The following is a 24,557-nucleotide window of genomic DNA, read 5'->3' on the forward strand; positions in this document are numbered from 1 at the left end:
ATTTCCTCCTGTGCTATTAAATCTGTGGAAAAACCATTCTTCTCCTTGAAATGAGATCGGCTAAGGTCTGGGATGTAGGTATCAAGGATATGGGGTCTGCTCATTCGGACTCATTCATGTAGGCCCGACGGCCGCCCTTTTTGACAAACTTCCAGTCAACTTCAATATTGTGACGCATCCGGCGCAGAAGATTAACGGCCAGCTGAATCTCTTCTTCTGTCAGTCCCTCCAGGGCTACCTGATCGGAATGCACACCTTCTCTCCGAATGAAGGCCCATGCGTCGAGTCCAGCCTCCGTTGGATATAATTGCTTGTTCTTCTTATTACCCAATGCAGCCTTCTTGATGATAAAGCCATCCGATTCCAGCCTGCTGATCGCTCTGGCTGCTGTGGTCCGGTCCACTTTGATCAATTCAGCCAGCTGGTTGGGAATGATGCCAGGGTTCTCACATATGCGATACAGATACAGATACTGTCCACGGGAGAGGTTCAGATGTTGAAATTCGACATTGCTGATGGAATCCAAACAGCGCGCTATCATGCCAATCTCGCGCAGCACTTCTTTTTTCTCAGTCATTGTACACACGCCCTCTTATCATTTTTGTTGCATTCGCAACATAATTAGTGATATAACTACATTTAATTCATCTTAAAAATGAACTATAATGACCTTATCATTTTGGAGTATCCTATTTTGCTTTTGTACCAGTTTATCATGCCTGAATGACATTACTATCGGCCAAAGGAGAACATTCATGAATACCACCGTTGTTGAAGTTAATAACCAGGAATTGCTCGACGCTTGCTTCGCAATCCGCACCGCCATCTTTGTGGAAGAGCAGGGGGTTCCTGCAGAAGATGAATTTGATGCGTATGATGCGCTGGGCACGGAAGCCCGCCATATTCTAGTTTACGTGGACGGTGTACCCGCCGCATCCTCCAGGCTGCGTGTGGTCGAGAATGTTGCCAAGCTGGAACGGATCTGCGTGATGCTGGATTACCGCAAACACGGCCTCGGACGGGTGCTGATCGACAAACTGGAACAAATGGCTCTGGATCAAGGGCTTCAGAAGGCCAAGCTGCACGCCCAGGTGCAAGCCTCGGGGTTCTATGAGCGTCTTGGTTATGCGGCAGCCTCAGACGTGTTTATGGAAGATGGCATTCCTCATCTGTTGATGACCAAAATGCTGAAATAGATATCAAAAAACGCCTCTGTACTCACTTCTCAGTGAGATACGGAGGCGTTTTGTCTGCTTATGCTTTACCGTGCCGTAAACTCATTTCAAGAATCGGTTATCCCAATGCCAGACGGCCCGGTTGAGATTCAGCGGCATTATTTTTCATCTGTTTGCTGCGCAATTGTCCGCAGGCGGCATCGATATCGGTACCATGTTCCATGCGTACCGTTGCGTTGATGTTATTTTTCTTGAGCGTATCATAGAAGCCCAGAATGGATTCTTCCGTACTCCGCTGATATTGACTGTGCTCATCGACCGGATTGTATGGGATCAGATTCACGCTGACCATACTTTTACGGCTGGACAGCAGTTCAGCCAGCTCAGCGGCATGCTCCCGCTGATCATTAACATCACGAAGCAGAATATATTCGAACATGATGCGTTTGTTCGTGGTAGCCAGATAATAATCGACTGCGTCCATCAGCTGTTCAATCGGGAAGGCCCGGTTGATCTTCATGATGTGAGTGCGCAATTCGTTATTCGGTGCGTGTAAAGAGATGGCCAGGTTGACCTGCAAACTGCTGTCTGCAAATTCCTTGATCTTGTCAGGCAGACCACTCGTGGACACGGTAATCCGTTTGGCGGCAAGCGCCAGTCCTTTGCGATCCTTGATGACTTCGATGAAGTCACTCATGTTCTGGAAATTGTCAAACGGTTCGCCAATACCCATCACGACAACGTTCGTCACCCGTTCGGCTTGACCAGCTGCATCGAGATATCGCTGCACATGCATGATCTGTTCCACAATTTCTCCAGCGGACAAGTCACGGCTTTTCTTGATCAGCCCGCTCGCACAGAAGCTGCAGCCGATATTACAGCCCACTTGGGTGGTTACACATACGGTAAGTCCGTATTTCTGCCGCATCAATACGGTCTCAATCAGGTTGCCGTCCTGCATCCGCAGCAGAAACTTCACTGTACCGTCTGCCGACTCCTGCTTCACATGTTCACTCAGCGAGTTCATGGTAAAGTGCTCCGAGAGAACATCCAAACATTCCTGACGGACATCGGTCATCTCGGGGAAATCATGTACGCGCTCCTGATATAACCATTCCCAGATGCGGGAAGCGCGGGATTTCTTCTGCCCGTGCTCCGGCAGCCAGGAACGCAGTTGCTCTAATGTTAATCCATAAATGGATGATTTGTTCATTGTATAGTCCTCTTTTCGCAAAAAAGCATATGGCTTATCGGTCTTATCAAAAAACCTCTACTCTGTATTGTCCCAAAATTAACGAGGGAACACAAGGGCTTTTGCATTTCTTCCAAGAGGTTTTATCTATGGCAAATCTGCACAATGGACACCGTTCATCCCTACCTGATCTTCATGTTTAGAAGTGGATGATTCCCGATGTGTGCAGCAGTACGAGAATGACCAGGATGGGTGCCACGTAACGCAGCATGAACAGCCAGATCCGGAACCAGCCTGCATTCAGACCGGATGCTTCCGCTGCCGTTTTCCAGAAGTACCCTGCGAAAATGGTGACCAGCAATCCACCTACCGGAAGCATGATGTTGGATGCCACGAAGTCCATCCAGTCGAATACACTTTTCGACCCAATCGTCCATTCAGGTAACAAACCGAGCGATAGTACGGAAGGCAGACCTACGATGAAGACAGCCAGTGAGATAATCCATACCGCACGGCTTCTGCTCCAGGACAGACGTTCCATGAAATATTTAACCGGAACTTCCAGCAAGGATACCGCCGACGTCAATGCCGCGATCGCCAGCAGGATGAAGAATAGTCCACCAAACAGGAACCCGAGCGGCATCGCCGAGAAAGCAGCCGGAAGAGCTACAAAGATGAGCGATGGCCCCTGGTCCGGTGCAATGCCAAACGAGAACGTCGTTGGGAAAATGATCAGACCGGCGATGAATGCGTAGATCAGATCACCCGCACCTACAGCGACGGTTGCCGCACCGAGTGATTGATTTTTATCCACATACGAACCATATGTTACGAGAATACCCATCCCCAATGACAGGGAGAAAAAGGCATGTCCAAGAGCAACAAGCGCCGATTCAGTCGTCAGCTGTGAGAAGTCAGGATTCAGAAAGAAGGAAACTCCCGCGCCAGCTCCCGGCAATGTTACCGCACGGACCATCAGGATAATGAGCAGGACGAGCATCGCCGGAATCAGTACCTTATTGAACTTCTCAATTCCGTTGGATATCCCTTTGGCAACAATCCAGCCCGTAATCAGAACGGCTACCAGCTGCCACACAATCGGCATATAGCCGCCTACAAAGTCACCGAACTGTCCGGCATAATCCGGATTGTTATACAGGGTGCCGCTGAAGGACGTAATTGCATATTGCAGCGTCCAGCCCGCAATGATGACGTAAAAGGAAAGAATGATAAACGGCGTCAGTACTTGCAATAAGCCTGCCGCAAGCCAGCCCTTATGTCCACCAGCCTTGATAAAGGCCGTAGCCGCACTCCCTCTGCCACTTCGTCCAATGGCAAGCTCCGCAAGGAGAACAGGCAGACCAATAAGCAGCAGACACACGATGAAGAGCAGGAAAAACGCAGCTCCCCCGTTTTCTCCCGTAATATACGGGAATTTCCACATGTTTCCTAGACCGACCGAACTACCGATGGCGGCTAGAATAAACCCGGCGCGCGAGAAGCGCTCACCTTTGCCAGTATTGTCTTGCTCCAGGTTTGGCTTACTAAAATTCATCGTATCTACTCCATCTGTTCTAAAGTTTTCCCGTTATTATATAACAGTCCTCGTGTCAGGTCATTCGAAAATCGAAATTTATCGAAATGTTATTTATTTACATCTAGTGTCAGATAGATTCTTATTCTGCATTCCACCTACATTACAGTATGGGACAAATTTGGACCCTCCAACCCTAAGGCCAATCCTGTAAGGAAAGAAGACTTCATCTAACCCTCTAAATTACCGTTTACATGCACAAAAAAAAGGATCACGCTTGCCATACCCATGGCAGCAACGTAACCCTTCTCCAATCTTCAATTAGAGCGATTTAATCTCAAGCAACTCATATTTGATGACGCCCATCGGCGCATTTACATGAATGACGCTGCCCACTTCTTTGCCCATAATTTCCTTGCCGAGAGGGCTTTCGTAGGAAATCTTGTTGTTCGCAACATCGGCTTCGGCTGGGCCGACTACTTGGTATTCAATCTTTTCTGCAAATTCAATATCATTAAGCAGCACTGTTGAGCCAATGCTTACTTTGTTGGAATCCACATTATCCGAAGTAATGACTCTTGCCTTGGTCAGCATCTTCTCCAGAATCAAAATGCGGGTTTCCATAAATGCCTGATCATCTTTGGCTGAATGATACTCACTATTTTCCTTCAGGTCACCGTAACTGATCGCAAGCTTCAGACGCTCGGCCAACTCTTTACGCTTCACCGTCTTCAATTCCCTCAGTTCGTCCTCCAGCTTTTCCAAGCCTTCCTGTGTCAAAATTACTTCATCATTAGCCATTTTTCCATCTCCTAATCCTGCTTTCTATCTATATTCTAACCTATATCCACTCCAAACGGTTAACATACCCGAGAAAAAGAAATTCATCCCTCGTTTATTTACGTTTATCGCCATATAACTGTACCGGTACAATCAAGGCAATTTTACGTATCCTTTTGAACTTTCCGCTCCTAAAATAAACTCATGGCCAGCTGCTTGCATTTACAGTGGCCAACGAATTGATTGGAGGTGATTCCGCTTGGACACATTGACACATTCGGATCTGATGTCCTACCTGAAAAGGATCGGCATTGATCATATTAAACCACCAACACTGGAGTTTTTGTCCGAACTCCATCGTGCACACGTGCAGTATCTCTCTTGGCAAACGATAGATATTTTTGCTGGACGTCCCGAGGGGATTCATCCTGCGAATTCAGTCCAACTTATTCTGCAAGGACGCAGTGGATATTGTTTTCATCTGAACGGTGCATTCAGCCTCCTGCTTCGTTCACTTGGCTATGCAGTACAGTGGCATCGGGCCGGAGTTCAGCCCCATGGCGAGCAGCCGCGAGTGAACTCGTTTCATCTTGGGCTGACTGTACTACTGCCGGAGAATGAATCGGAGGCTAAGCACTGGATTGTTGATGTAGGTCTGGGCGGCATGCCCTTTGAGCCTCTGCCACTTCGTTTCGGAACCTACGGAGCAGCACCCTTTACCTACAACTTAACATCTTCTGCTGTTGCTTCTGGGGGATGGCGTCTCGAATATGAACCGAATGGACCCAGTGAGGGCGTGGACTATGCCCCCGAGGTGGTTAACACCCTGGATGAGTTCATCCCAAAGCATGAATTCTATAGTCAATCTGCCGAGTCGCCCTGGCACAACGTTTTCCTTCTTCGTCAAAGAGATGCTGTAGTTAGCAGCGAACTGCGCGGATGTATGCTGCGAACCCATAGCATCGAAGGTATTGAAAAGACCGAGATCCAGAGCTATGCGGAGTGGAGAGACTTATTGGAGGCGACCTTCCATGAACCGCTTGTACGATACAGTGAACTGGAACGCAGAGAGATGTGGGGACGCATTCGAACTGCACACGAGGTGTGGAAGAGAACGCAATCGGTTTAAGTAAAACAGATGTTGGCTGAGGGAACAGGTGGATAAAAAGGGAAGTTCACAACACATGCCGAATATATCGTCAGGTGATAATTGATGATAACTATTCAAATTCTGCGTATTCCCGCAGAAATATCAAAGGAATATTGGGATGCATTCTTGTCGCTCGTCTCGGATGAGCGGCGGCAGCAGGCTTCGCGTTTTATACATCAGGCAGATGCCTACCGTTCTGTATTGGGTGAGGTTTTAGCTCGTGTGACTCTGGGGAAGTTGACGGGAAGAAAGCCTGACGAACTTTCTTTTATTCGCAATTCCTACGGCAAACCATCCCTCACCAGCCATCCTAACCTGCCCTTCAATCTATCACATTCCGGTGATTGGGTTGCAATGATCTCGGGAGGCAGCAATTCACTGGGCGTGGATGTGGAGAAAATAGCGCCTATCGACATGAAGATCGCAGAACGCTTCTTCTCGCCAAGGGAGAGCAGCCATCTGGCAGCAGAGCCCGCAGAACAACAGATGGAAACCTTTTATCGACTATGGACGCTGAAAGAAAGCTATATCAAAGCTGTTGGCATGGGATTATCCATGCCGCTGGACTCCTTCTCCATGCTTCGCAGCAGCGACGGAATCTGGCATTGTCCCGAAGCCGCAGCCTATCGTTTTCTCAGCCAGCGTCTGGATGAAGGTCATATGCTGGCAGCTGCCTGTTCCGCAGAAATGGAACTCCCCACTCAACCTGATGTGATTACCATCGAAGAGCTATATCAAGATTCAATCTAGGGAGCTTCATTTCATGACGATACCATAACCATGCTAATAGCCCCTGACATTGCGTCAGGGGCTTTGTAGACTTCAATCATGCAAAAACGAATTTTAGCAGTTTTAAACATTGGCAGAATAACTAATCATCCGCCAGCCTCATGAACCACCCCTGGCATACCCGTTTCATCACAGAGACTTAAAGGCTTCAGGTCGGTCCACTGCTCGGCAATGTAATCGAGACATACCCGGCGTTTCGCCTTGCCCAGCATCTGGATCCAGCCTGAGGGAACCGAAATGGATGCGGGCCAGAGTGAGTATTGGCCCTCCTCATTGATTAATACCAGATAATTGCTGTCTTCTTGCTCAAAAGGGTTGCTCATCGGCTTATCCTCCTATTTAAGATGAACTTGGTGCTGGTTCAGCATCTCCAGCTTGGCTGTCAGCGTCTGGCATATTTCCGCCAGTGGTCCAGGCTGGCATAGATCCTTGTGACGGCAGGCAATATCATGCCGTTCCATGCGGCCTCCAATATAGGCATCCCACATCTCTGGATCAATCGGATCGAACCAGTCTGGAATAATGGTTGAGCGGAAGAAGATCAGATCTCCTTCGAATCGGGAAGGCGTGTAAGCCCCCAGGATCCGCACGGAATTTTCATAGGTTTTCCGCAGCTTCAGGATCGTTTCCTCATCCAGACTGGCCAGTGCACTGCCTTCACTGCGCAGAATGCGCATGGCTGTCGCCATATCCAGCGGACCATCTCCAATACTGTCAGGATCATATCCGCCCAATGCAAGCAAGGCAGTAAGGGCCTCCTCTTCATCCGGTTCCCCGCGAATCGGGAGATAATGACTTGGATAGGCGTCCAACATGGCCAGGAACTCCACCTCTTCTCCTTCGGACTGAAGCTGTACAGCCATGGCCTGAGCAACGTTGCCTCCAAGAGACCAGCCCAGCAGGCGGTAAGGTCCCACAGGCTGCACTGACCGAATATGACGGATGTAATCTGCAGTCATATCCTCCAGCGTAGCCGGAAGGGTCTCGTACTCGGCAATCCCGCGAGCCTGCAATCCGTAAATCGGGTATTCCATACCCAGATGTTTCATCAATCCGGCATAACACCAGCTTAATCCTCCTGCAGGATGGACACAGAACAAGGGGAGCTGCGCTCCGTGTGTGCGAAGAGGCAGCAGCACCTGAAGAGAGCCTTTCCCCGTATCCGAGTCCATTTCGAGTCGCTCGGCCAGTCCGGCAACAGTCGCCGTTTCAAACAAAACGCCAATCCCCGGCTCCTTGCCCATGGCCTCGCGAATACGGCTCATCAAACGAACAGCAAGCAGCGAGTGTCCACCCAGTTCGAAGAAACCATCATCAATACTGACACTGCGCAATCCCAGTACTTCGGCAAACAGATCACACAGAATCTGCTCTTGCGGGTTACGCGGTGCCCGGCCACCGGAAGTCAACTGCATTTCCGGTATAGGCAATGCTTTACGATCCAGCTTGCCGTTGGCGGTGAGCGGTATGGCCCCCATCGTCACAAACGCTGATGGAACCATGTAATCTGGGAGACTTGCTGACGCATGAAGACGAAGTGCAGCAGATTCGGGTCCTGAACCGGTCTTCGAGGCTGGAACAATATACGCCACAAGGCGTTTATCTCCCGGCTGGTCTTCGCGGACAATGACAGCAGCCTGAGCAACATCGGAATGTCGAACGAGTACAGCTTCAATTTCACCAAGCTCAATGCGGAAACCACGGATTTTCACCTGTTGATCGGCCCGGCCCAAATAATCCAGCGAACCATCATGGAGTCTTTTCGCCAAATCTCCCGTCCGGTACATGCGGCTTCCTGCCGGACCGTATGGATCTGCAACGAATCGCTCTGCCGTAAGATCCGGTCTGCCCCAATAACCTCGGGCAAGGCCTGCCCCGGCCACATACATCTCACCCGTCACTCCTGCAGGCACTGGCTGCAGATGATCATCGAGCACATATACCCGAAGATCCGGAATGGCGCAGCCGATCCAGCTGCTGGCTCCTTCCGCGGCGCTGCCTGCATGCAGCTCCTGATAACTGACATGAACCGTGGTCTCTGTGATGCCATACATATTAATCAGTTTTGGTGCAGCGTCTGAGTGGCGCTCATACCAATCTTCCAAACGCCCGAGCTCTAGTGCCTCTCCTCCAAAGATCACATAACGGAGCCCAAGCTTCTGTCCCCATTCCGGATGTTCCCGATCTGCCTGCATGAGTTGGTAGAACGCCGACGGGGTCTGATTCAACACCGTTACCTTTTGCTCGGCAAGAAGCTGCAGAAATGCCCCTGGAGAGCGACTAATGTCATGCGGTACAACGACCACCCGCCCTCCATGGAGCAGTGGGCCCCAGATTTCCCAGACCGAGAAGTCAAATGCATAAGAATGGAATAACGTCCATACATCACTGGCTTCAAACTGGAACCAATGCTGTGTTGCCTCAAATAACCGGATTACATTGGCATGAGGGATGACCACTCCCTTGGGTTTGCCAGTGGAACCCGAGGTGTAGATCATATAAGCCGGACTAAGATGAGATACACGTCCATTGCGTTCACCATCTGCCGGATTTCGTTCATCCTGAACAGCCAGCCTCTGCATCATTTCTAAATCATCCAAGTTCATAGATTGTACAGCTTCCATCGGAGGAAGCAGGGACTCCACTTCCGAATTCGTAATCATCACGCTCGGAGCTGCGTCTGTCAGCATATGCGTCAATCGGTCCGTTGGATAATTTGGATCAAGTGGCAGATAGGCAGCGCCAGCTTTTAACACGGCCAGAATTCCAATAACCATATCAATGGAACGGGGCAATGCCAGAGCAACCATCTGCTCGGGAGCCACACCTTCTGAGATCAGCAATCTTGCCAGCCTGTTTGCTCTTGCATTGAGCTCTTTATAGCTAATGACCGTTTCCCCTAAGCACACGGCTGGTGCAACCGGATTGACCGCTGCCTGAATTTCAAACCGTTCGGCAATGGTCAGCCCGGATTCAGATGCTTCATTCGCTGTTAACGTGCATTCCTGCTCCAAATGTGCACGCTCTGTAGGTGTTATCACATTAAAGCGGCTAATTCGCTCATCCGTCTGCTGTACGGCCTCCTCCAGCACCTGGATCAATCGAACCACAAGTTCAGCCGCAGTAGACTCCCGGAAGAGGTCCATGCTGTATTCCAGCACCCCTTCGATCCCTGCTGGGGAACCGTTATGCTCACGTTGTTCAGTGAACTCCAGGGTCAGATCGAATTTGGATGAGCCTACGCCGTGCATACTCGTTTGCGATGCAACACCAGGCAGATCCAGCTGAATGTCTGGCGTATTTTGCAGAACCAGCATCACCTGGAAGAGCGGGTGCTTGGAGCGGGATCTGGACGGATTCAACACCTCAACCAAGCGCTCAAAAGGCAGATCCTGATGTTCGTAAGCCGCCAAATCCACCTCACGCACACGTGCCAGCAGCTCCCGGAACGTCGGATCCCCTGATGTATCTGCACGCAGCACAAGCGTGTTGATAAACATGCCTACCACTTCGTCCAGTGCATCATCGCTTCGTCCGGCAATTGGCGTCCCAATCGCAATGTCCGTACCCGCTCCCATACGTGTAAGCAGGACCGACAATACCGTATGCAGCACCATGAAGAGACTGACTTTGTTTTCCCTGGCTATGGTCATGAGCTGCTCATGCAGTTTCTGATGAATGGTAAAAGGGATCGTCCCGCCTCGGTAGGTGGAGACAACTGGGCGTGGATAATCGGCTGGAAACGTCACTTGCTCCGGCAAGCCTTCCAGATCACGGGTCCAGAATTCAAGCTGCCTGGCTATCAGGCTGTCCGGCTGGCCTTCATCGCCAAGCAGTCTCTCCTGCCACACCGCGTAATCGGCATATTGAATGCGCAGAGGTTCCCAGGAAGGTGCTGACCCCTGAGCACGTGCCGTATATGCTTGAGACAAGTCCCGCATCAACGGCGACAGGGACCAGCCATCTCCGGCAATATGATGAAGCAGTAACAACAGCACATGCTCGTCCTCGCTTGATGAGAACAGCTCGGCACGAATGCCTGGTTCACTCGAGAGCTTGAAGCTGTAACGGGAAGCCTCCGTCAAAAGTTCATCCAGCTCCTCCACAGCTTCTCTGATATGGAGATTCACACGAACGTCAGTTGCATCCAGAATGGTTTGACTTGCTGAACCAAACTCTGGCGGAAATAGCGTTCTCAACGTTTCATGACGATCAACAATGTCCTGAACCGCGGCTTGAAGCGCATGTACATTGAGCTTCCCTGACAACCTAGCCACGAGCGGAATATTATACGTAGGATTTGGGCCTTCCAGACAATACAGGAACCACAGACGCCGCTGAGCAAAGGAGAGAGGAATGTCACCTTGGCGTGGAACAGGCTGCATCACGGGTCTGCCTGACTTCGCCTGATCCAGCCTCTTGGCGAGGCCTGCTGGAGTCGGTGACTCAAATACACTGCCAATATTCAGCTCCGCGCCAAATACATCCCGAATCCGAGCCGTTATTCGACCTGCAAGCAGGGAATGACCACCCAGTTCGAAGAAATCATCGTCAATACCTACACGAGCAACACCCAGAATCTCAGCGAACAGACTGCACAGGATCTCCTCCTGAGGCGTCCGCGCCTCCCGCCCATTCGCATGTGACAGTACGGAAGGAACAGGAAGCTGCTTGCGGTCAATCTTTTTATTAGGAGTCAGCGGCATTTCGGAAAGGTTCATGAATGCAGACGGCACCATGTAATCCGGCAGTTCATCTGCCACGTACGCCCGAAGCGATGACAGATCCAATCCTGGCGAATATGCGGATTCTGGAACAACATATGCAGCCAGCCGTTGATTTCCCGGCTGATCCTCACGTGCCATTACAGTAACCTGGGCTACACCCGGATATCTGGAAATTACGGATTCAATCTCTCCCAATTCGATACGGAAACCCCTGATCTTGATCTGGTGATCTGCTCGGCCCAGATAGTCGATTGAACCATCGGGCAGCCATTTCGCCAAGTCTCCTGTACGGTACATGCGGCTGCCCGCTTGTCCGAACGGATTGGCTACAAATCGCTCGGCAGTCAGATCAGGTCTTCCCAAATAACCGCGAGCCAGCCCATCCCCTGCGATATACAGTTCCCCGGCAACTCCCGGAGGGACAAGATTCAGACCCTGATCCAGCACATACAGCTGTGTATTTCGAACCGGTCCGCCAATGGAAGGTTTACCCGTTGATTCAAGCGCCATGGCGGCAGCTGTGGAATAAATCGTGGTCTCCGTCGGACCGTACTGGTTATTAACGCGGCAACCCATTTCCTGCAAAGAAAGCTTCAATTCCTCCGAGAGAGCCTCTCCACCGGTAATGACCGTCAGACCATCGAACGAGCCAGGCTTGCTGGTCACCAGAGATTGCCACAATGTTGGCGTGGCTTGCATAATTGTTGTTCCTTGCCCTCTCATCTGGGCAGCCAGCGCCACCGGATCAAGAATGGTTTCTTTGTGAGCCAGATCAAGCCTTGCTCCTGTCGTAAGGGGCAGAAACACTTCCAGAACAGAAATGTCAAAAGCAATCGTAGTGACTGATAACCAGCGATCCTGCGGACCAACCTTCAATCTTAGCTTCATATCCTCCAGCAGATTCGCCAGCCCCAGATGGGTAACCGCCACGCCCTTGGGTTTACCCGTTGAGCCTGAAGTATAGATAACATAGGAAGGATTCAGGGGCGAGGCCGCTTTTGTCAGATCCTCTGGTTCGGGATTGCTCCCGGACTGGCGACTGACTTCTAACGCAACTTCCGGGTCATCCATGACCACCAGGGGAACGTCAGTCATTTTCGGCAGACCGGACAGATTGTGCTTAACCGTGACCAGGCATGCCGGACTAGCATCCTCAAGCATGTAAGTCAGTCTCTCTTCCGGATAATCAGGATCAAGTGGCAGATATGCTGCTCCCGTCTTATGAACAGCCAGGATGGCAACCACGACCTCCAGAGAACGCGGCAGAGCAATGGCTACAATCTGCTCAGGTCCCACCTGATAATGCTGGATCAGCTCATGGGCCAGATGGTTTGAACGCTCATTCAGCTCGGCGTAGGTCAGAGATTCGCCTTCAAACGTTACTGCCGTGGCCGAAGGCGTTCGCCGAACCTGCTGTTCGAACATCGCTGCCGAATTCCGTTCAGGTACGGCGTGCTCCGTCTGATTCCATTCTTTCAGAACCTGATCACGCTCTGTTGGAAGCAGCAATTCCATTTGACCCAAGTACTGCTCTTCTATCCCTTCCTGCATCATCAAATCAAGCAGCTGCAAATAACGGAGCTGATGGCTCAGCAATTCCGATTCACTGTAGACCGAAGGATTAGCGTCAAAATCAATACGAAGTCCATGACCATGCCCTTGGTCCACGACATGAATGGACAGGTCATCCACCGGACCCGTAGACAAGTTATGAATCATCCCGCGCTGCCCAGCGAAATTCAGCTCATGATGAAATGGCATGACATTGATCATCGGTCCAAACAATCGGCGGTTCTCTCCGAGCAGCTTCAGATCACGCCGCAGATCCTGATGCCGATAACGTTGGTGCTTACGCACAGCCCGAATCTCCCGCACAATCTGTTCGGTCAAGGAAGACAAACGCATGTCAGGTTCGAAATTTAGCCGCAGCGGAAGCACGTTCATAACCATCCCTGGAACACGTAAGGATGCCGAGCCGAGCCTGCACATCACTGGCAATGCCAGCACCACGTCGGTCGTACCGGTGATTCGATGCACATAAATGGCTGCTGCCGCAATAAACAGGTCAGGCCAGGTCACCCCGTACCGGGCTGCTGATGCCTGAAGACGATCGCGATCGGGCTGTTTGAGCTCAGTACTTTGCCGCAGGAAGTAGTCCGCTGTGCGTGATGCCTTCTCACCCAAGCTTACGACGTCCGGTTCATCCGCATACCGCTCCATCCAAAACTTGTGATCCCGCTCTCTCTCTGCAGATTCAAGGTAGGCTTCGTCTTCCTGAATAACGGAAGATAACGGGCCAAACGCCCCTGTCCTCAGGGTCTTTTCAGCTGTTTCACCTTGTATCCTTGCCGTATACAAACTTGCTACCCTTCGGGTCATTAGCGAAACGCCATATCCGTCTATTGCAATGTGATGCACACGCTGGTACCAGTAATAGCATCCTTCGCCTACCTGGAACAACGCTTCGGTAAATACCGGTCCTATTCCAAGATCGACGGGACGGGCCAGATCCCGCTGCATCCACGCCATGGCCGCTGCATGTGGGTCCTGTTCCCCACGGACATCCAGTACATGAAAGGGCCAATCATCATGGTTCTGGTTCAGCGACTGCCATGGTCCATGTTCGTTCTCACCGTAAATCATATTTAACGATTCCGCTTCCGAAAGGGTTTGACGAACACTCTGCTCAAACTGTTTTATATCCACACTGCCGTGAATAACCACGTATTCACCTGTATTGTACATGGGGTTGTCCGGATGCAGCTGCTGTGCATACCAAATCCCGGACTGGGCGGCCGACATGGACCACGTGCCATTCCGACGCTGCGGCAAGTTCACCGCCCCGTTCAAAAGTAATCTCCGTTTGGCAGCGCCCTATGCGGCTGCTCATCCAGCAGTACTGTCCATGAAGCTAACGTCGGCTGCTCGGCCAGATCAACAAAAGTTACTTCTGCTCCTTCCATACGGAAACGTTCAGCAAGACTCATGATGCGAATGGAATCGAGTCCCCATGTCTCAATCAGATCATCATGCTCCCCGATCAGGGATGGTTGCTCCTGCAGCAGTTCGGCGACCTGTACTCTCAATGATTCAAGCCTCGCCGCAACCCCACTGTCTGTACTTGTCCCTGACGTCTCCAATGTTGCCGCAGTATGTGACCTTCCCTCCGAAATGGCCGCCTTGATTGGCTCCGTGCCTTGGACAGAGGAATCAAGCGATTCAAGCAATCGCCCGGTTGTCAACGTTACTGCGCAGCGTTCGGATGCATAGGTCAGCGCCATGCGGTGTTTTTCGGCTGAAAAATCAGCTACCGCATCTGCAACCAGGAATGCCTGAATATCCTGCATAAATGCCTCACAGGAGGTCATCAGACAACCGATATGTGCATAAATGCCGCATACCATCAGCTGGTCTCGCCCCTGTTCCTGCATTAGCCTAAGCAACTCTGTCTTCTGGAAGGCGCTATAGCGCCATTTGGTCATAAACGTATCTTGAGGAGCGGGTGCCAGCGATTCAATGATCTGTTTTTGCGTGGGTCCCCCGTCAATGCCTGCTCCCCAGAAGTCCAGCTGCAGGCCGCGCTGCTCCGGTGTCTGTCCACCCGGCTGGGCAGAATACACGACAGGAATGCCAAGCTCATGGCACTTCGAACGAAGTTGCCCAATATGATTGATCAGCTCCACTACAGGTGATTCCCCTGCCGTAAAAGCATTCATGAAATATTGCTGCATATCGTGAATTAGAAGTACTGCACGTTTCGCATCCGGCATCCACGTTACCTTATTGACCGGAAGCTCCGACTCTACAGGCATTGCATATGGCTTAATCACTGGAAGTGCCATGAATATCCCTCTTTTCAGGTCATTTAGTTCAAAGGAGTTTCATTGTTGCCTTGCATCATGATCATTGTTGTATGGGTTGCTTCACAGTCAGCATCTCGCGTAACGCTTTTTTGCTCACCTTGCCTACGCCGGTCTTGGGAAAAGATTGCACAAATTCAATCCGGTCCGGGACTTTATAGCTTGCCAGGCCGCGATTGCGCAGAAAAAGTTTGATCTCCGCTGCAGCAGGAATCTCACCGCTGGGCACGATAAATGCACAGGAGCGCTCGCCCAAATATTCATCCGGCATGGACACCAGCGCTGCATCATGCACACCAGGATGAGCAAGCAGATGGTTTTCGACTTCCTCGGCTGCCACCTTGTCGCCACCGCGGTTAATTTGGTCTTTTGCCCGCCCCTCCACAATGAGGTAACCCTCTGGCGTAAGGCTTGCAATATCTCCTGTCCGATAGAACCCGTCTGTGGTGAAGGACCTCGCATTATGCTCTTCAGCCTGGTAATATCCGCGAATGGTATAGGGCCCACGGGTCAGCAGATGTCCGGCTTGCCCCTGTTCCACTTCCATGTCCTCGTCATCCACGATCCGTACCTCATCATATGGGGACATGGGTTTGCCCTGTGTGTTTATAATGATGTGCTCAGGATCATCCAGACGGGTGTAGTTCACCAAACCCTCGGCCATGCCGAATACCTGCTGCAGGGTACAGCCCAGGACAGGTTTGACACGCCCAGCCGCCTCAGCGCTGAATTTGGCTCCTCCAACCTGAAGCACCTGGAGAGAAGGCAGCTTGGTCCCTCGGGCAGCAGCCGCGTTCAACCAGATCAGAGCAAGCGGTGGCACCAGTGCCGTGATGGTCACCTGGTGTTTCTTAATAAGCGGGAAAGCTTCATCCGGGCTCGACCCCCGTGACAGCACAACCGTACCTCCCGCGTAGAGCGTGCCCAGTATACCTGGTGAACTCAGAGGGTAATTATGCGCTACAGGCAGAACAGCCAGATACACGCTCTCCGGACCGAGTCCACAGACTTCCACGCTTCTCCGCAAACTGTAGATATAGTCATCATGGGTGCGAGGGATCATCTTGGACAGCCCGGTGCTTCCACCGGATAACTGAAGAAAGGCCACATCCGAAGAGTCAGGTCCATCCTGCAAGTCATCGGGATCCGTATACATATCCTCGAGCGAAGTGAACGAACCCGCCTCTCCCGCCACGATGATATGTCTGAGGCTCGGTACCTCTGCCTGTACTTCTTCTGCAAGTTTGCGGTAATCGAATCCTCCATCCTGATCCGGGATCAGGTATGCCACAGCTTGAGAGAACCGGGCAAAGTACTCAATTTCACTCTTGCGGTGCAAAGGCAGTGCGAACACCGGCAGGGCTCCCAGACGAAACAGAGCAAAAACGGCCTCCACAAAAGCCGCAATGTTCGGCAGTTGGATAATGACGCGGTCATACTGCCGTATTCCTTTGGCATACAACCCGGCCGCCAACCGATCGACTCGTGTGTCCAGCTCTGCATAGGTTAAGTGCTCTTCATCGCTGATAATGGCAGTACGATTGCCATATAACTTCGCACGCTGCCGGAGCATTTCTCCAAATGTAATGCCTTCCCAGCAACCTTCCTGACGATAAAGCTCTGCAAATTCCTCAGGCCAAGCCTGATATCCTGGCAGCATCATTTATTCCTCCTTCGAACGGGATACGGGGGATTCCAGACCCATGGCAAGCAGCATGGTTCTGAATTTGGCGGAGGTCTCCGCCAGTTCCGCTTCCGCTGTAGAACCTGCTACAATGCCCGCCCCAGCGAACAATTTGAGGGCATTGCCTTCCACTTCCGCACAGCGGATGGTCACGGCCCACTCCCCGTCGCCCTCACAATCACACCAGCCAACCATCCCGGTAAACAGCCCCCGATCAAACGGTTCCTGTGCTCCAATGGCCTCTCTAGCCGTTTGTACAGGCGTTCCGCATATCGCCGGGGTTGGATGAAGCGCAAAAGCCACTTCCAGTGATGATGTGCCTTCATCCAACAGCTCACCATGAATCTCGGTAGACAGATGCCACATCGTGTTTGTCTGAATCAGGGAAGGCTCTGCCGGAACGGATAATTGTTTGCAGAGCGGACGCATCGCAGCTGCAACGGCATCAATGACGACGGCATGCTCATACCGATCCTTGGCCGAGGCCAGCAGCGCCTCTGCGCGGCGACGATCCTCCGCAGGATCATCGCTTCGGGCAGCAGAGCCTGCCAGCGGATTTGCTTTTACCATGGTGCCTTTTCGAGTAACCAACAGCTCCGGACTTGCTCCAATGAACGTACGATTGCCCTCTTTATTCACTTCAGCAGAATTGCATTTATCCGTTGTTATGATACTTTTCCTCTCGGGCAGTTTACTCATTGGAACGGCAAATGTGTATCCGTGAGCGTTATCCCTGAACAAATTGCGCAGCAGCTGATGCGTATTCACAATATGTTCTGAAGTCACATGCAGTGTGCGGGATAACACAACCTTATCGAGTTCACCCTGCTCCATCTGCTTCAGTACATGATCGACACTCCGTTGATAAACCTCCGCAGCGGGCACTTCATCGATTACACAACCCGTAGCTGCCGGCCGTTTCTCATATGATCCGTTCGCAGCCGGGCTTGGGGGGTCTGCCCATTGTACCGTTTCCGGGATATATAGTTCGGGAGCAGATTGATGTGGATCAAAAGGTATCGCTCCTACCACGATGGGTTTCCGAACACCAGACTGCTGTGCTTCCTGAATCATTTTTTTAACCTGATCGATAACAGAGGATACTCCTGCAACGTGTACACCATCGATATAATCTAGGGTTCCTGAAGATCCTGAAGAGTCGGATATCACCTGCTGCTGAACTGCTGATACAGGAAATCTCATCCGTTCACCCTGAGCGAGCAAGGTATGCTGCGGTGAAGACCAGAAAAAGGACGTCCCCTCCCGGTATTGTTCCAGAAGGTGTAAGGCGGAGGTTGCAGTGATTGCACCCGCTTTTGACATATTTATCATCTCCTTATCTTGATTCAGGCACCGAGCGTGGCGCCCCCATCCACACACAAATCATGCATGGTAATATGTCTGGCTTGATCCGATGCCAAAAAGAGCACCGCATCCGCGATATCGGCAGGCAGTGCCAGCCTGTTCAACGGTATCCCCAGACGATATGCCTGCGGTGAGCCTGCAATGACGGCCTGTGCACCCTGTTCATCCTGCCACAACGCCCTCTGCATGGGGGTGTCTGTCGATCCTGGAGATACAATATTGCAGCGGATATGCTGCTCCGCGTATTCGAGAGCGAGACATTTGGTGAACATGGTTGAAGCCGCCTTGGAAGCCGCATAGGCTGACATGTACATCCGGGGTACGCCGGATGCGTTCGAGCCAACGGTAATCACTGCTCCGGCATGGCGACTCGCCATATTCCGTATAACAGCCCGGGACATATAAAATACACCGTGGGTATTTACATCGAACGTTTTTGTCCACTCCTCATCACTCAAGGCTTCCACTGTACCTGTATGCAGTACTCCTGCGGCATTCACCAAAATACCAATCGGTCCAAGTGTTGCTTCAATCCGCTGAACGGTATCGTCCACGGACTCGCGACTTGTGATGTCAGCAGGATAAGCAGCCGCTTGATGGCCCTGATTGTTCAGATCCACAACCAGCTGATACAGCTGCTCTTCCCGGATGTCTACTGCCGCCACAATCACACCCTGCTCAGCCAGAGCCCTGGCCACCGCTTCGCCGATTCCCTGTGCTGCACCGGTAACCAGAGCCACTTTTCCATGAATCCCTGTATAACTCACGATGTGTACCTCCCCTGACTCACTGTACTGCTAAAAGTTGATGAACTCGTTGAACCCATTCAGTCATCCGGTGACATCTCATCCAATCCAAAAGCGATTTAGTCCTTCCAACTGCTCGTTCGAAAACTTGCCTTCTTCTGTCCTATGATTCCGGACTGCAGGCAAAACGGATCGTACGACTAATCAGAAACGGCAGCACCGAGACATGATTCTCTTCCTCAAATTCGGTATATTTGATATCCAGCCCCGGCTGTTTCAGTGCAGATAAACGTTCCGTTAAGCTTGATGCCTTGTCATTGTTGCGTGCAGGATGCGTCTTCTCCTGTTCGCCCATGCCAATCCAGACCTTGACGTTGACTGGCTTCTGCTCCAGACCTGTGATGAACCCCTGTTCCTCCGCCTGCATCACCTTCTGATTCCAATGAAGCGAAGGGCTGCCAGCAATGTAATAATGAAAAGCATCCGGTTTCGTAAACAGTGTGTGCAGAACGAACAACCCGCCAAGAGAATGACCAAAAATGGCCTGCCTGCTGCGATCGATGTTGAACTGCTGCTCCATGTCCGGCTTCAGCTCTTCTTCAATAAATTGCAGGAACGCATCAGCTCCACCCTGCTTCGGCAGAGGCGTTCCATCAGACTTATGGGTATATTCCGTCGTGGCCTGCGGAGTAAAATCGTAATACCGATGTGGCGAGAACGGACCTGCCGTCGGATATCCGATCCCAACCACGATAGCCGGGACGGCTCCGGTTTTCTCGGGCCTGCGTCCTTGTATACGAACCGCTTCCACCATCGTACCGAATACGGAATTGGCATCGAGCAGGTAGATCACCGGATATCCAGATGGCGGGGGTGCTTCTGCGGGTTGAAACACCATGATCTGATAGGCATGACTTCCTGCTCGTGATTTCATGGTCCATTGTTCAGCACGTGGAATCTGAACCGTACTTCTTGCCATCTGATCAAATGTCCCAGAGGCTGATTGATTGGGCTGAAACGTCATTACGGATGGATCCTCCTCGTTGTTCAACTTACATCGTATGTGTAAATAGATCGTATCGATTTATTATGAGATTGATTCTCATTACCAATTATAGAAGAGTGCTTTCAGCTGTCCCATGGACGATATCCAGAATTCATTTTGATTATCTCCATATTTGCATATTCTTCTTAATGAATTGATGTCTTGCCAAAAACAAAAGCTCCCTCCTGTTGTACCTTGGAAAACGGGGAATAATATCCGATTCCAGGCACCCCAAGAGGGAGCTGCTTCATTTCTGATTATTGTGTCAACGCCTTCAGTGTATCGTCAATGACATGACCATAAGCAATCAATCCGCCGCCCAGCCATGGAGCCGGCTCGACTGCATACACCTGTCCTGCCTTGACTGCAGGCATGCTCTGCCACACTTTGGTATCTGTCATTTCTTTCATACTGCCAGGACCCTGTTCCACAGTGAAAATATAATCCGCATCAATCTCGGGCAGCACTTCCGTGGATACGATTGCGCTGTTCTCCTTCTCGACAAGTTTCGGCTTGCCGAGTCCCAACTGTTCGTATACAACGTAGCCGCTAAAGTAATTTCCACCCATCATGCTGATCCCACGTGGTGCAAAACGGATAATGGCCGCTTTCTTGCCTTCCGCTACCTTGGCAATTTCCACCTTAGCAGCGTCTACCTTCGCGTGATATGTCTCGATGGCTTGTTTGGCCTCAGCCGTTTTACCGAGCAGATCGCCAATGACCTCCAGAGACTTCTCTACATCCCCGGATGCATTGTTAAACACATATGTCGGTGCAATCTTAGAGTAACTCTCATAGACGCCATTCTCGGCATAATTCGCTGTGTGCAGAATAATAAAGTCCGGATTGTATGCCATCAGTGCTTCAGGCGAAGGAAGCCCGCTCGAGAAATCGAGGGTAGGAACGCCGCTAAGCTGATCCTGTAAGTAAACATGCCCTTGGGTACCACTGGCCCATTGGGCAACCGGTGTAACTCCGAGTGTAAGCAGTGAATCTTCCAGATAAGGTGCAAATACACGCTCCACCTTGGCAGGAACAACAACATCATGCCCCAATTCATCTTTTACAGTCCGTTCGCTCGCTGCAGTTTCTGCGGCATCCTCTTCTTGTATGACGGTTTCTGACGATGCTGTTGTTGAAGCTTCAGCTGTCTTCTGCTCCTGCTGTCCCGCTCCTGCATGTTCTGACTTGGAGCCACAGGCTGATAATAACCCCACCAATAATACCAGCACAATCAAGGCTGACAGCCGATTGTACACGAATTTGCTAACAACGGAACGTTGTCCGCTCTCTTTTTTCTGCTGATGCATGGTATATCCCCCTTGATAAACATTCTCATTTAGATAGAAGGATTATATGTCAGGTGGCTCGTGAATCACCATGGACGTTATCCAGATATACATTTGGACAATATCCCGTGAAAATGAGCAGCGCTTCATCCAGCATGCGCATTACGCCTACTGCGGAGTAATCGAACCAGGGATCACCGGTGATCAGATGAGTCTGATATTGACGTACAGCCTTGAGCTGTCTCCATACAGGCGAGTGCTGCAGGCTGAGCCAGTAAGCTCGTGAAACGGCCTCTGGACATACCATGATCAGAATCCGGTCCGGGTTCATTGAAGTCAATTGTTCCAGCGTTAACGGCGTGTTGGTGCTGGCATCCGGAAAGGTCTCCAGCTGCAAAGCACCATAGAGCACTTCCTCAATTCCAGAATTACTATAGAGATAGAGACGCTGGCCGTATACCCGGATAACGGCTACCTTCTCGCGCCCCACTTCCTTCTGTATGGAATCCCGGGCTTTTTCCACCCGCTTGTTATATAGTCCAATCCACTGTTCTGCCTGTTCCTCCCGTTCCAGAAACGCAGCAATCATGCGCAGTTGTGCACGCCAATCGGTCTGATGCTTGGGCACAAAACAGCAAGGTGCAATCTCGGCGAGTCCCGCCTGATCCTGTTCATTGATCTGATCGGTACCAATGATGGCGTCCGGCCGGATATGGACAAGTCGCTCTACATTCGCTTCAAATCTCCAGCTCGTATACGGATCTGTCAGTTTAAGATGTGACTGGATGTCGGTACGGTGTGCGTTATAATAATACGCTGTCCATTTGGGATCGATAGGCGCAGCAATGGGCATGACATTGAGGGCCAGAAGCTGTCCGATGACGCTGGAGGAGCAGGTGGCAATGCGTTTTCTGGCGTTTTTGGCATAATCCGAAGGAGAAACGCCCACTTCCTTTTTAAATTTGCGGCTGAAATAGTACTCGTCACTGTATCCGACTCTGAGTGCGATATCACGTAATTTATATCCGGATTCCTTCAGATATCGCTTGGCACGATTGATGCGGAGATCCGTCAGATACTCCATCGCACTGTGACCGTAGGTTTTTTTGAAAAGATCCACAAAATACTTCGGACTGATGTTCGCTCTCTGAGCAAGATCGGCGATAGACAATGCCTTGTCGTAGTGCTCGTCCATATATGCTTTTACCTCAGCAAGATCCGTCTTGGGGCTGCGACTCATAACGGGTGTTCGCACAGCGCTGTGCGATTCATTCTCCAGTAACATGAGGCCACTCCTTTCGATCTGTTTGATCAGTTTGATATGAAGCGTACAGCGTACGTGAAAGGTCAGATATACTGATTCATCATTTATCGACAATGATAATCATTATCAATTAAGGTATCACATTCTTTTCATAACAGTCAATCCATATATGGAAAAATGTGCACTGCTCCGGCTGTAACATCATCGTCATCCATATATCCAAAAAAAAGCTAACGACGTGTCTGGACACGCGTTAGCTTATCGTTCTAAAAGTTATCTATGGGTTTAACTTGCTTCCTAATCCCGGCTCCGCAGCTTGCTGAGCAAACGGATGATTTCAATATACAGCCATACCAGGGTAACCATTAACCCAAATGCACCATACCACTCCATAAATTTCGGAGCACCCTGTTCAGCACCATTTTCAATAAAGTCAAAATCGAGCACCAAATTCAATGCAGCCACAATAACGATTACGACCGAAATCCCAATTCCGATCAGACTATTGTCATGCAGATAGGGAACGGTAATTCCGAACAATCCCAGTACAAAACTGAGCAAATACATGATCATAATGCCACCGGTTGCTGCCACAACACCCAGCTTGAAGTTCTCTGTAGCTTTGATCAGTCTTGTTTTGTAAGCTACCAGCAGGGCAATAAATACAGCCATTGTGAGCAAAGCAGCCTGCAAGGTAATCCCGTTGTACAATGACTCATAGGTGGCGGAGAGTGCGCCCAGGAACATACCTTCCGCAATGGCATAGATGGGAACCAGATAAGGTGCAGCCACAGGCTTAAACGAAATAATCAGTGCCAGAATAAATCCGACAATTGCACCCCCGATCGCCAGAGGCAGCACTTCCTGTCCGTTAAAAAACATCATCCATGTCGCAAATGCACTGCCCAGCAGGATCACCAGTGTTATAAACGCCTTATTCACCGTGCCGTTAATCGTCATGTAACTCTGATAACGGTCATCTCCGTATCCACCGGAATTTTCAAATGTACTGTCCTTGAGTGTAGGGTTGCCACTACGACCGATCAAAACAATCACCTCTTCTATGTATTGGGTCAATCCTTGAAACCAATCTCTACGTTCTCTCATTGCTGTGGCTAATGCTAAAAAAAATCTATGATATGTCCAAATGCAGACATCGGATGCAATCGGTTGATCACATCCTTGTCTATGGTTACAGCTTATAGGACATATGTCCCAAACTGTATAATGCATTCTCAAGCTTGGTACAGGCTTTTTCTTTATTCTACTTGGTGCTGTGTAATTGGGTTAAATACTTATTTGTACAACACTTTGTCTACATTATATTTCGCACGCATCGAGTTAATGATATAGGTCTCGTAAATTTCGCGGTCTACCGGATCTTCCACCAGGCAAACTTCAATGGTCGCCACTTCTTCCCGATGGTTCTTCATTGGAGAAACAGTATCCTCAAAGTGTTTCTTGATCCGTGGTCTCAATTTCCTTGCTTTCCCGACAAATAACAACTCTCCATCGGCATTGTAAAACATGAAAATGCCGCCCTTTTCGCGCGTGATCAGGTGGAAATCGGTAAATCCGTAAATATGGCTAAGCTGCGGGTTAACTTGCTTCGTGATGGTTACATCCGGTGTTGGCACAGTAATCTGAATCATTGGGCTCACTTCCTCATTATCTATAGGGTTACATCCTATCATACATTCTGAAAGGAAACCATTTCATCCTATAAGATGCACAATTCACGCTTTTTTCAACTATTACGACAATAATTTCAAAAAAAAGGTTAACTTCCCTGATTCAAAGTGGTACTATAGGGGTATGAGGAAGAAATTGGGCACTAAGACATATGTCTTTATATCTATTTCCGTCTATTGTACCCTATGAAACGTGTTCTTTTTCATACTGAATTCTGTAATGTGCGCACGACAAGAGGACAGTTAGCAAGTAAGCAAGACTATAG

The 24,557-nt window shown here is 50.4% G+C and carries 18 protein-coding genes; 3 read left to right on the forward strand and 15 right to left on the reverse strand.

The genetic code is table 11. The features are described from left to right. Positions 1–100: 100 nt before the first annotated feature. A complete protein-coding gene (locus AB3N00_RS21720; RefSeq protein ID WP_413036449.1) occupies positions 101–577 on the reverse strand; it encodes a MarR family winged helix-turn-helix transcriptional regulator in 477 nt (158 codons plus the stop codon). Between the two features lie 178 nt (positions 578–755). On the opposite strand from AB3N00_RS21720, the gene AB3N00_RS21725 reads away from it, so the two are divergent. Further along, entirely contained in the window at positions 756–1,196 is a 441-nt protein-coding gene (locus AB3N00_RS21725; RefSeq protein WP_413036450.1) for a GNAT family N-acetyltransferase, read from the forward strand. Positions 1,197–1,293: 97 nt separating this feature from the next. On the opposite strand, the gene rlmN is transcribed toward AB3N00_RS21725, so the two are convergent. The 3 genes from rlmN to greA form a co-directional block, all read right to left on the reverse strand. Beyond that, positions 1,294–2,388, reverse strand: a complete 1,095-nt coding sequence (gene rlmN / locus AB3N00_RS21730; RefSeq protein WP_413036451.1) for a 23S rRNA (adenine(2503)-C(2))-methyltransferase RlmN — start codon at positions 2,386–2,388, stop codon at positions 1,294–1,296. A 178-nt stretch (positions 2,389–2,566) separates the two neighbouring features. Next, positions 2,567–3,922: a sodium-dependent transporter gene (locus tag AB3N00_RS21735; protein ID WP_413036452.1), complete on the reverse strand. Its 1,356-nt coding sequence runs from the start codon at positions 3,920–3,922 to the stop codon at positions 2,567–2,569. A 300-nt stretch (positions 3,923–4,222) separates the two neighbouring features. Then, positions 4,223–4,702 carry a transcription elongation factor GreA gene (greA, locus tag AB3N00_RS21740; protein ID WP_175396939.1) on the reverse strand — a complete coding sequence of 160 codons (480 nt, stop codon included), beginning with the start codon at positions 4,700–4,702 and terminating at the stop codon, positions 4,223–4,225. Positions 4,703–4,940: 238 nt separating this feature from the next. On the opposite strand from greA, the gene AB3N00_RS21745 reads away from it, so the two are divergent. Together AB3N00_RS21745 and AB3N00_RS21750 are read left to right on the forward strand one after the other, a co-directional pair. Next, entirely contained in the window at positions 4,941–5,810 is an 870-nt protein-coding gene (locus tag AB3N00_RS21745) for an arylamine N-acetyltransferase family protein (protein WP_413036453.1), read from the forward strand. A gap of 84 nt (positions 5,811–5,894) precedes the next feature. Then, the gene (locus tag AB3N00_RS21750) at positions 5,895–6,581 is read left to right on the forward strand and encodes a 4'-phosphopantetheinyl transferase family protein (protein WP_413036454.1); all 687 of its coding nucleotides are present in this window, start codon (positions 5,895–5,897) and stop codon (positions 6,579–6,581) included. A gap of 125 nt (positions 6,582–6,706) precedes the next feature. Here AB3N00_RS21750 and AB3N00_RS21755 read toward each other — a convergent pair whose 3' ends face one another. The 11 genes from AB3N00_RS21755 to AB3N00_RS21805 form a co-directional block, all read right to left on the reverse strand. After that, positions 6,707–6,943 carry an MbtH family protein gene (locus AB3N00_RS21755; protein WP_413036455.1) on the reverse strand — a complete coding sequence of 79 codons (237 nt, stop codon included), beginning with the start codon at positions 6,941–6,943 and terminating at the stop codon, positions 6,707–6,709. A gap of 12 nt (positions 6,944–6,955) precedes the next feature. Further along, positions 6,956–14,179 (reverse strand): amino acid adenylation domain-containing protein, encoded by a 7,224-nt coding sequence (locus AB3N00_RS21760; protein WP_413036609.1) that lies wholly within the window; start codon positions 14,177–14,179, stop codon positions 6,956–6,958. A gap of 14 nt (positions 14,180–14,193) precedes the next feature. Then, the gene (locus AB3N00_RS21765; protein WP_413036456.1) at positions 14,194–15,189 is read right to left on the reverse strand and encodes an isochorismatase family protein; all 996 of its coding nucleotides are present in this window, start codon (positions 15,187–15,189) and stop codon (positions 14,194–14,196) included. Between the two features lie 61 nt (positions 15,190–15,250). Then, positions 15,251–16,867, reverse strand: a complete 1,617-nt coding sequence (locus tag AB3N00_RS21770; protein WP_413036457.1) for a (2,3-dihydroxybenzoyl)adenylate synthase — start codon at positions 16,865–16,867, stop codon at positions 15,251–15,253. A 3-nt stretch (positions 16,868–16,870) separates the two neighbouring features. Continuing rightward, entirely contained in the window at positions 16,871–18,214 is a 1,344-nt protein-coding gene (gene dhbC / locus AB3N00_RS21775) for an isochorismate synthase DhbC (RefSeq protein ID WP_413036458.1), read from the reverse strand. 23 nt (positions 18,215–18,237) lie between these two features. After that, positions 18,238–19,023 carry a 2,3-dihydro-2,3-dihydroxybenzoate dehydrogenase gene (locus AB3N00_RS21780; RefSeq protein WP_413036459.1) on the reverse strand — a complete coding sequence of 262 codons (786 nt, stop codon included), beginning with the start codon at positions 19,021–19,023 and terminating at the stop codon, positions 18,238–18,240. A 142-nt stretch (positions 19,024–19,165) separates the two neighbouring features. Further along, entirely contained in the window at positions 19,166–20,026 is an 861-nt protein-coding gene (locus AB3N00_RS21785) for an alpha/beta hydrolase (protein WP_413036460.1), read from the reverse strand. A gap of 278 nt (positions 20,027–20,304) precedes the next feature. Beyond that, positions 20,305–21,357 (reverse strand): ABC transporter substrate-binding protein, encoded by a 1,053-nt coding sequence (locus AB3N00_RS21790; RefSeq protein ID WP_413036461.1) that lies wholly within the window; start codon positions 21,355–21,357, stop codon positions 20,305–20,307. A 49-nt stretch (positions 21,358–21,406) separates the two neighbouring features. Beyond that, on the reverse strand, positions 21,407–22,621 hold the full coding sequence (locus AB3N00_RS21795; RefSeq protein WP_413036462.1) for a helix-turn-helix domain-containing protein: 1,215 nt from the start codon (positions 22,619–22,621) through the stop codon (positions 21,407–21,409). A gap of 276 nt (positions 22,622–22,897) precedes the next feature. Further along, positions 22,898–23,647 (reverse strand): Bax inhibitor-1/YccA family membrane protein, encoded by a 750-nt coding sequence (locus AB3N00_RS21800; RefSeq protein ID WP_175396951.1) that lies wholly within the window; start codon positions 23,645–23,647, stop codon positions 22,898–22,900. 248 nt (positions 23,648–23,895) lie between these two features. Next, entirely contained in the window at positions 23,896–24,252 is a 357-nt protein-coding gene (locus tag AB3N00_RS21805; protein ID WP_413036463.1) for a nucleotide excision repair endonuclease, read from the reverse strand. Positions 24,253–24,557: the final 305 nt, after the last annotated feature.

This window comes from Paenibacillus xylanilyticus (assembly GCF_047246825.1).
GTDB classification, from domain to species: domain Bacteria; phylum Bacillota; class Bacilli; order Paenibacillales; family Paenibacillaceae; genus Paenibacillus; species Paenibacillus xylanilyticus_B.

Coding starts and splice junctions, on each gene's coding strand:
- AB3N00_RS21720 (WP_413036449.1), bottom strand. CDS start 577: ATGACTGAGAAAAAAGAAGTGCTGCGCGAGATTGGCATGATAGCGCGC.
- AB3N00_RS21795 (WP_413036462.1), bottom strand. CDS start 22,621: ATGTTACTGGAGAATGAATCGCACAGCGCTGTGCGAACACCCGTTATG.
- rlmN (WP_413036451.1), bottom strand. CDS start 2,388: ATGAACAAATCATCCATTTATGGATTAACATTAGAGCAACTGCGTTCC.
- greA (WP_175396939.1), bottom strand. CDS start 4,702: ATGGCTAATGATGAAGTAATTTTGACACAGGAAGGCTTGGAAAAGCTG.
- AB3N00_RS21785 (WP_413036460.1), bottom strand. CDS start 20,026: ATGACGTTTCAGCCCAATCAATCAGCCTCTGGGACATTTGATCAGATG.
- AB3N00_RS21770 (WP_413036457.1), bottom strand. CDS start 16,867: ATGCTGCCAGGATATCAGGCTTGGCCTGAGGAATTTGCAGAGCTTTAT.
- AB3N00_RS21790 (WP_413036461.1), bottom strand. CDS start 21,357: ATGCATCAGCAGAAAAAAGAGAGCGGACAACGTTCCGTTGTTAGCAAA.
- AB3N00_RS21765 (WP_413036456.1), bottom strand. CDS start 15,189: ATGGCACTTCCAGTGATTAAGCCATATGCAATGCCTGTAGAGTCGGAG.
- AB3N00_RS21805 (WP_413036463.1), bottom strand. CDS start 24,252: ATGATTCAGATTACTGTGCCAACACCGGATGTAACCATCACGAAGCAA.
- dhbC (WP_413036458.1), bottom strand. CDS start 18,214: ATGTCAAAAGCGGGTGCAATCACTGCAACCTCCGCCTTACACCTTCTG.
- AB3N00_RS21735 (WP_413036452.1), bottom strand. CDS start 3,922: ATGAATTTTAGTAAGCCAAACCTGGAGCAAGACAATACTGGCAAAGGT.
- AB3N00_RS21750 (WP_413036454.1), top strand. CDS start 5,895: ATGATAACTATTCAAATTCTGCGTATTCCCGCAGAAATATCAAAGGAA.
- AB3N00_RS21755 (WP_413036455.1), bottom strand. CDS start 6,943: ATGAGCAACCCTTTTGAGCAAGAAGACAGCAATTATCTGGTATTAATC.
- AB3N00_RS21725 (WP_413036450.1), top strand. CDS start 756: ATGAATACCACCGTTGTTGAAGTTAATAACCAGGAATTGCTCGACGCT.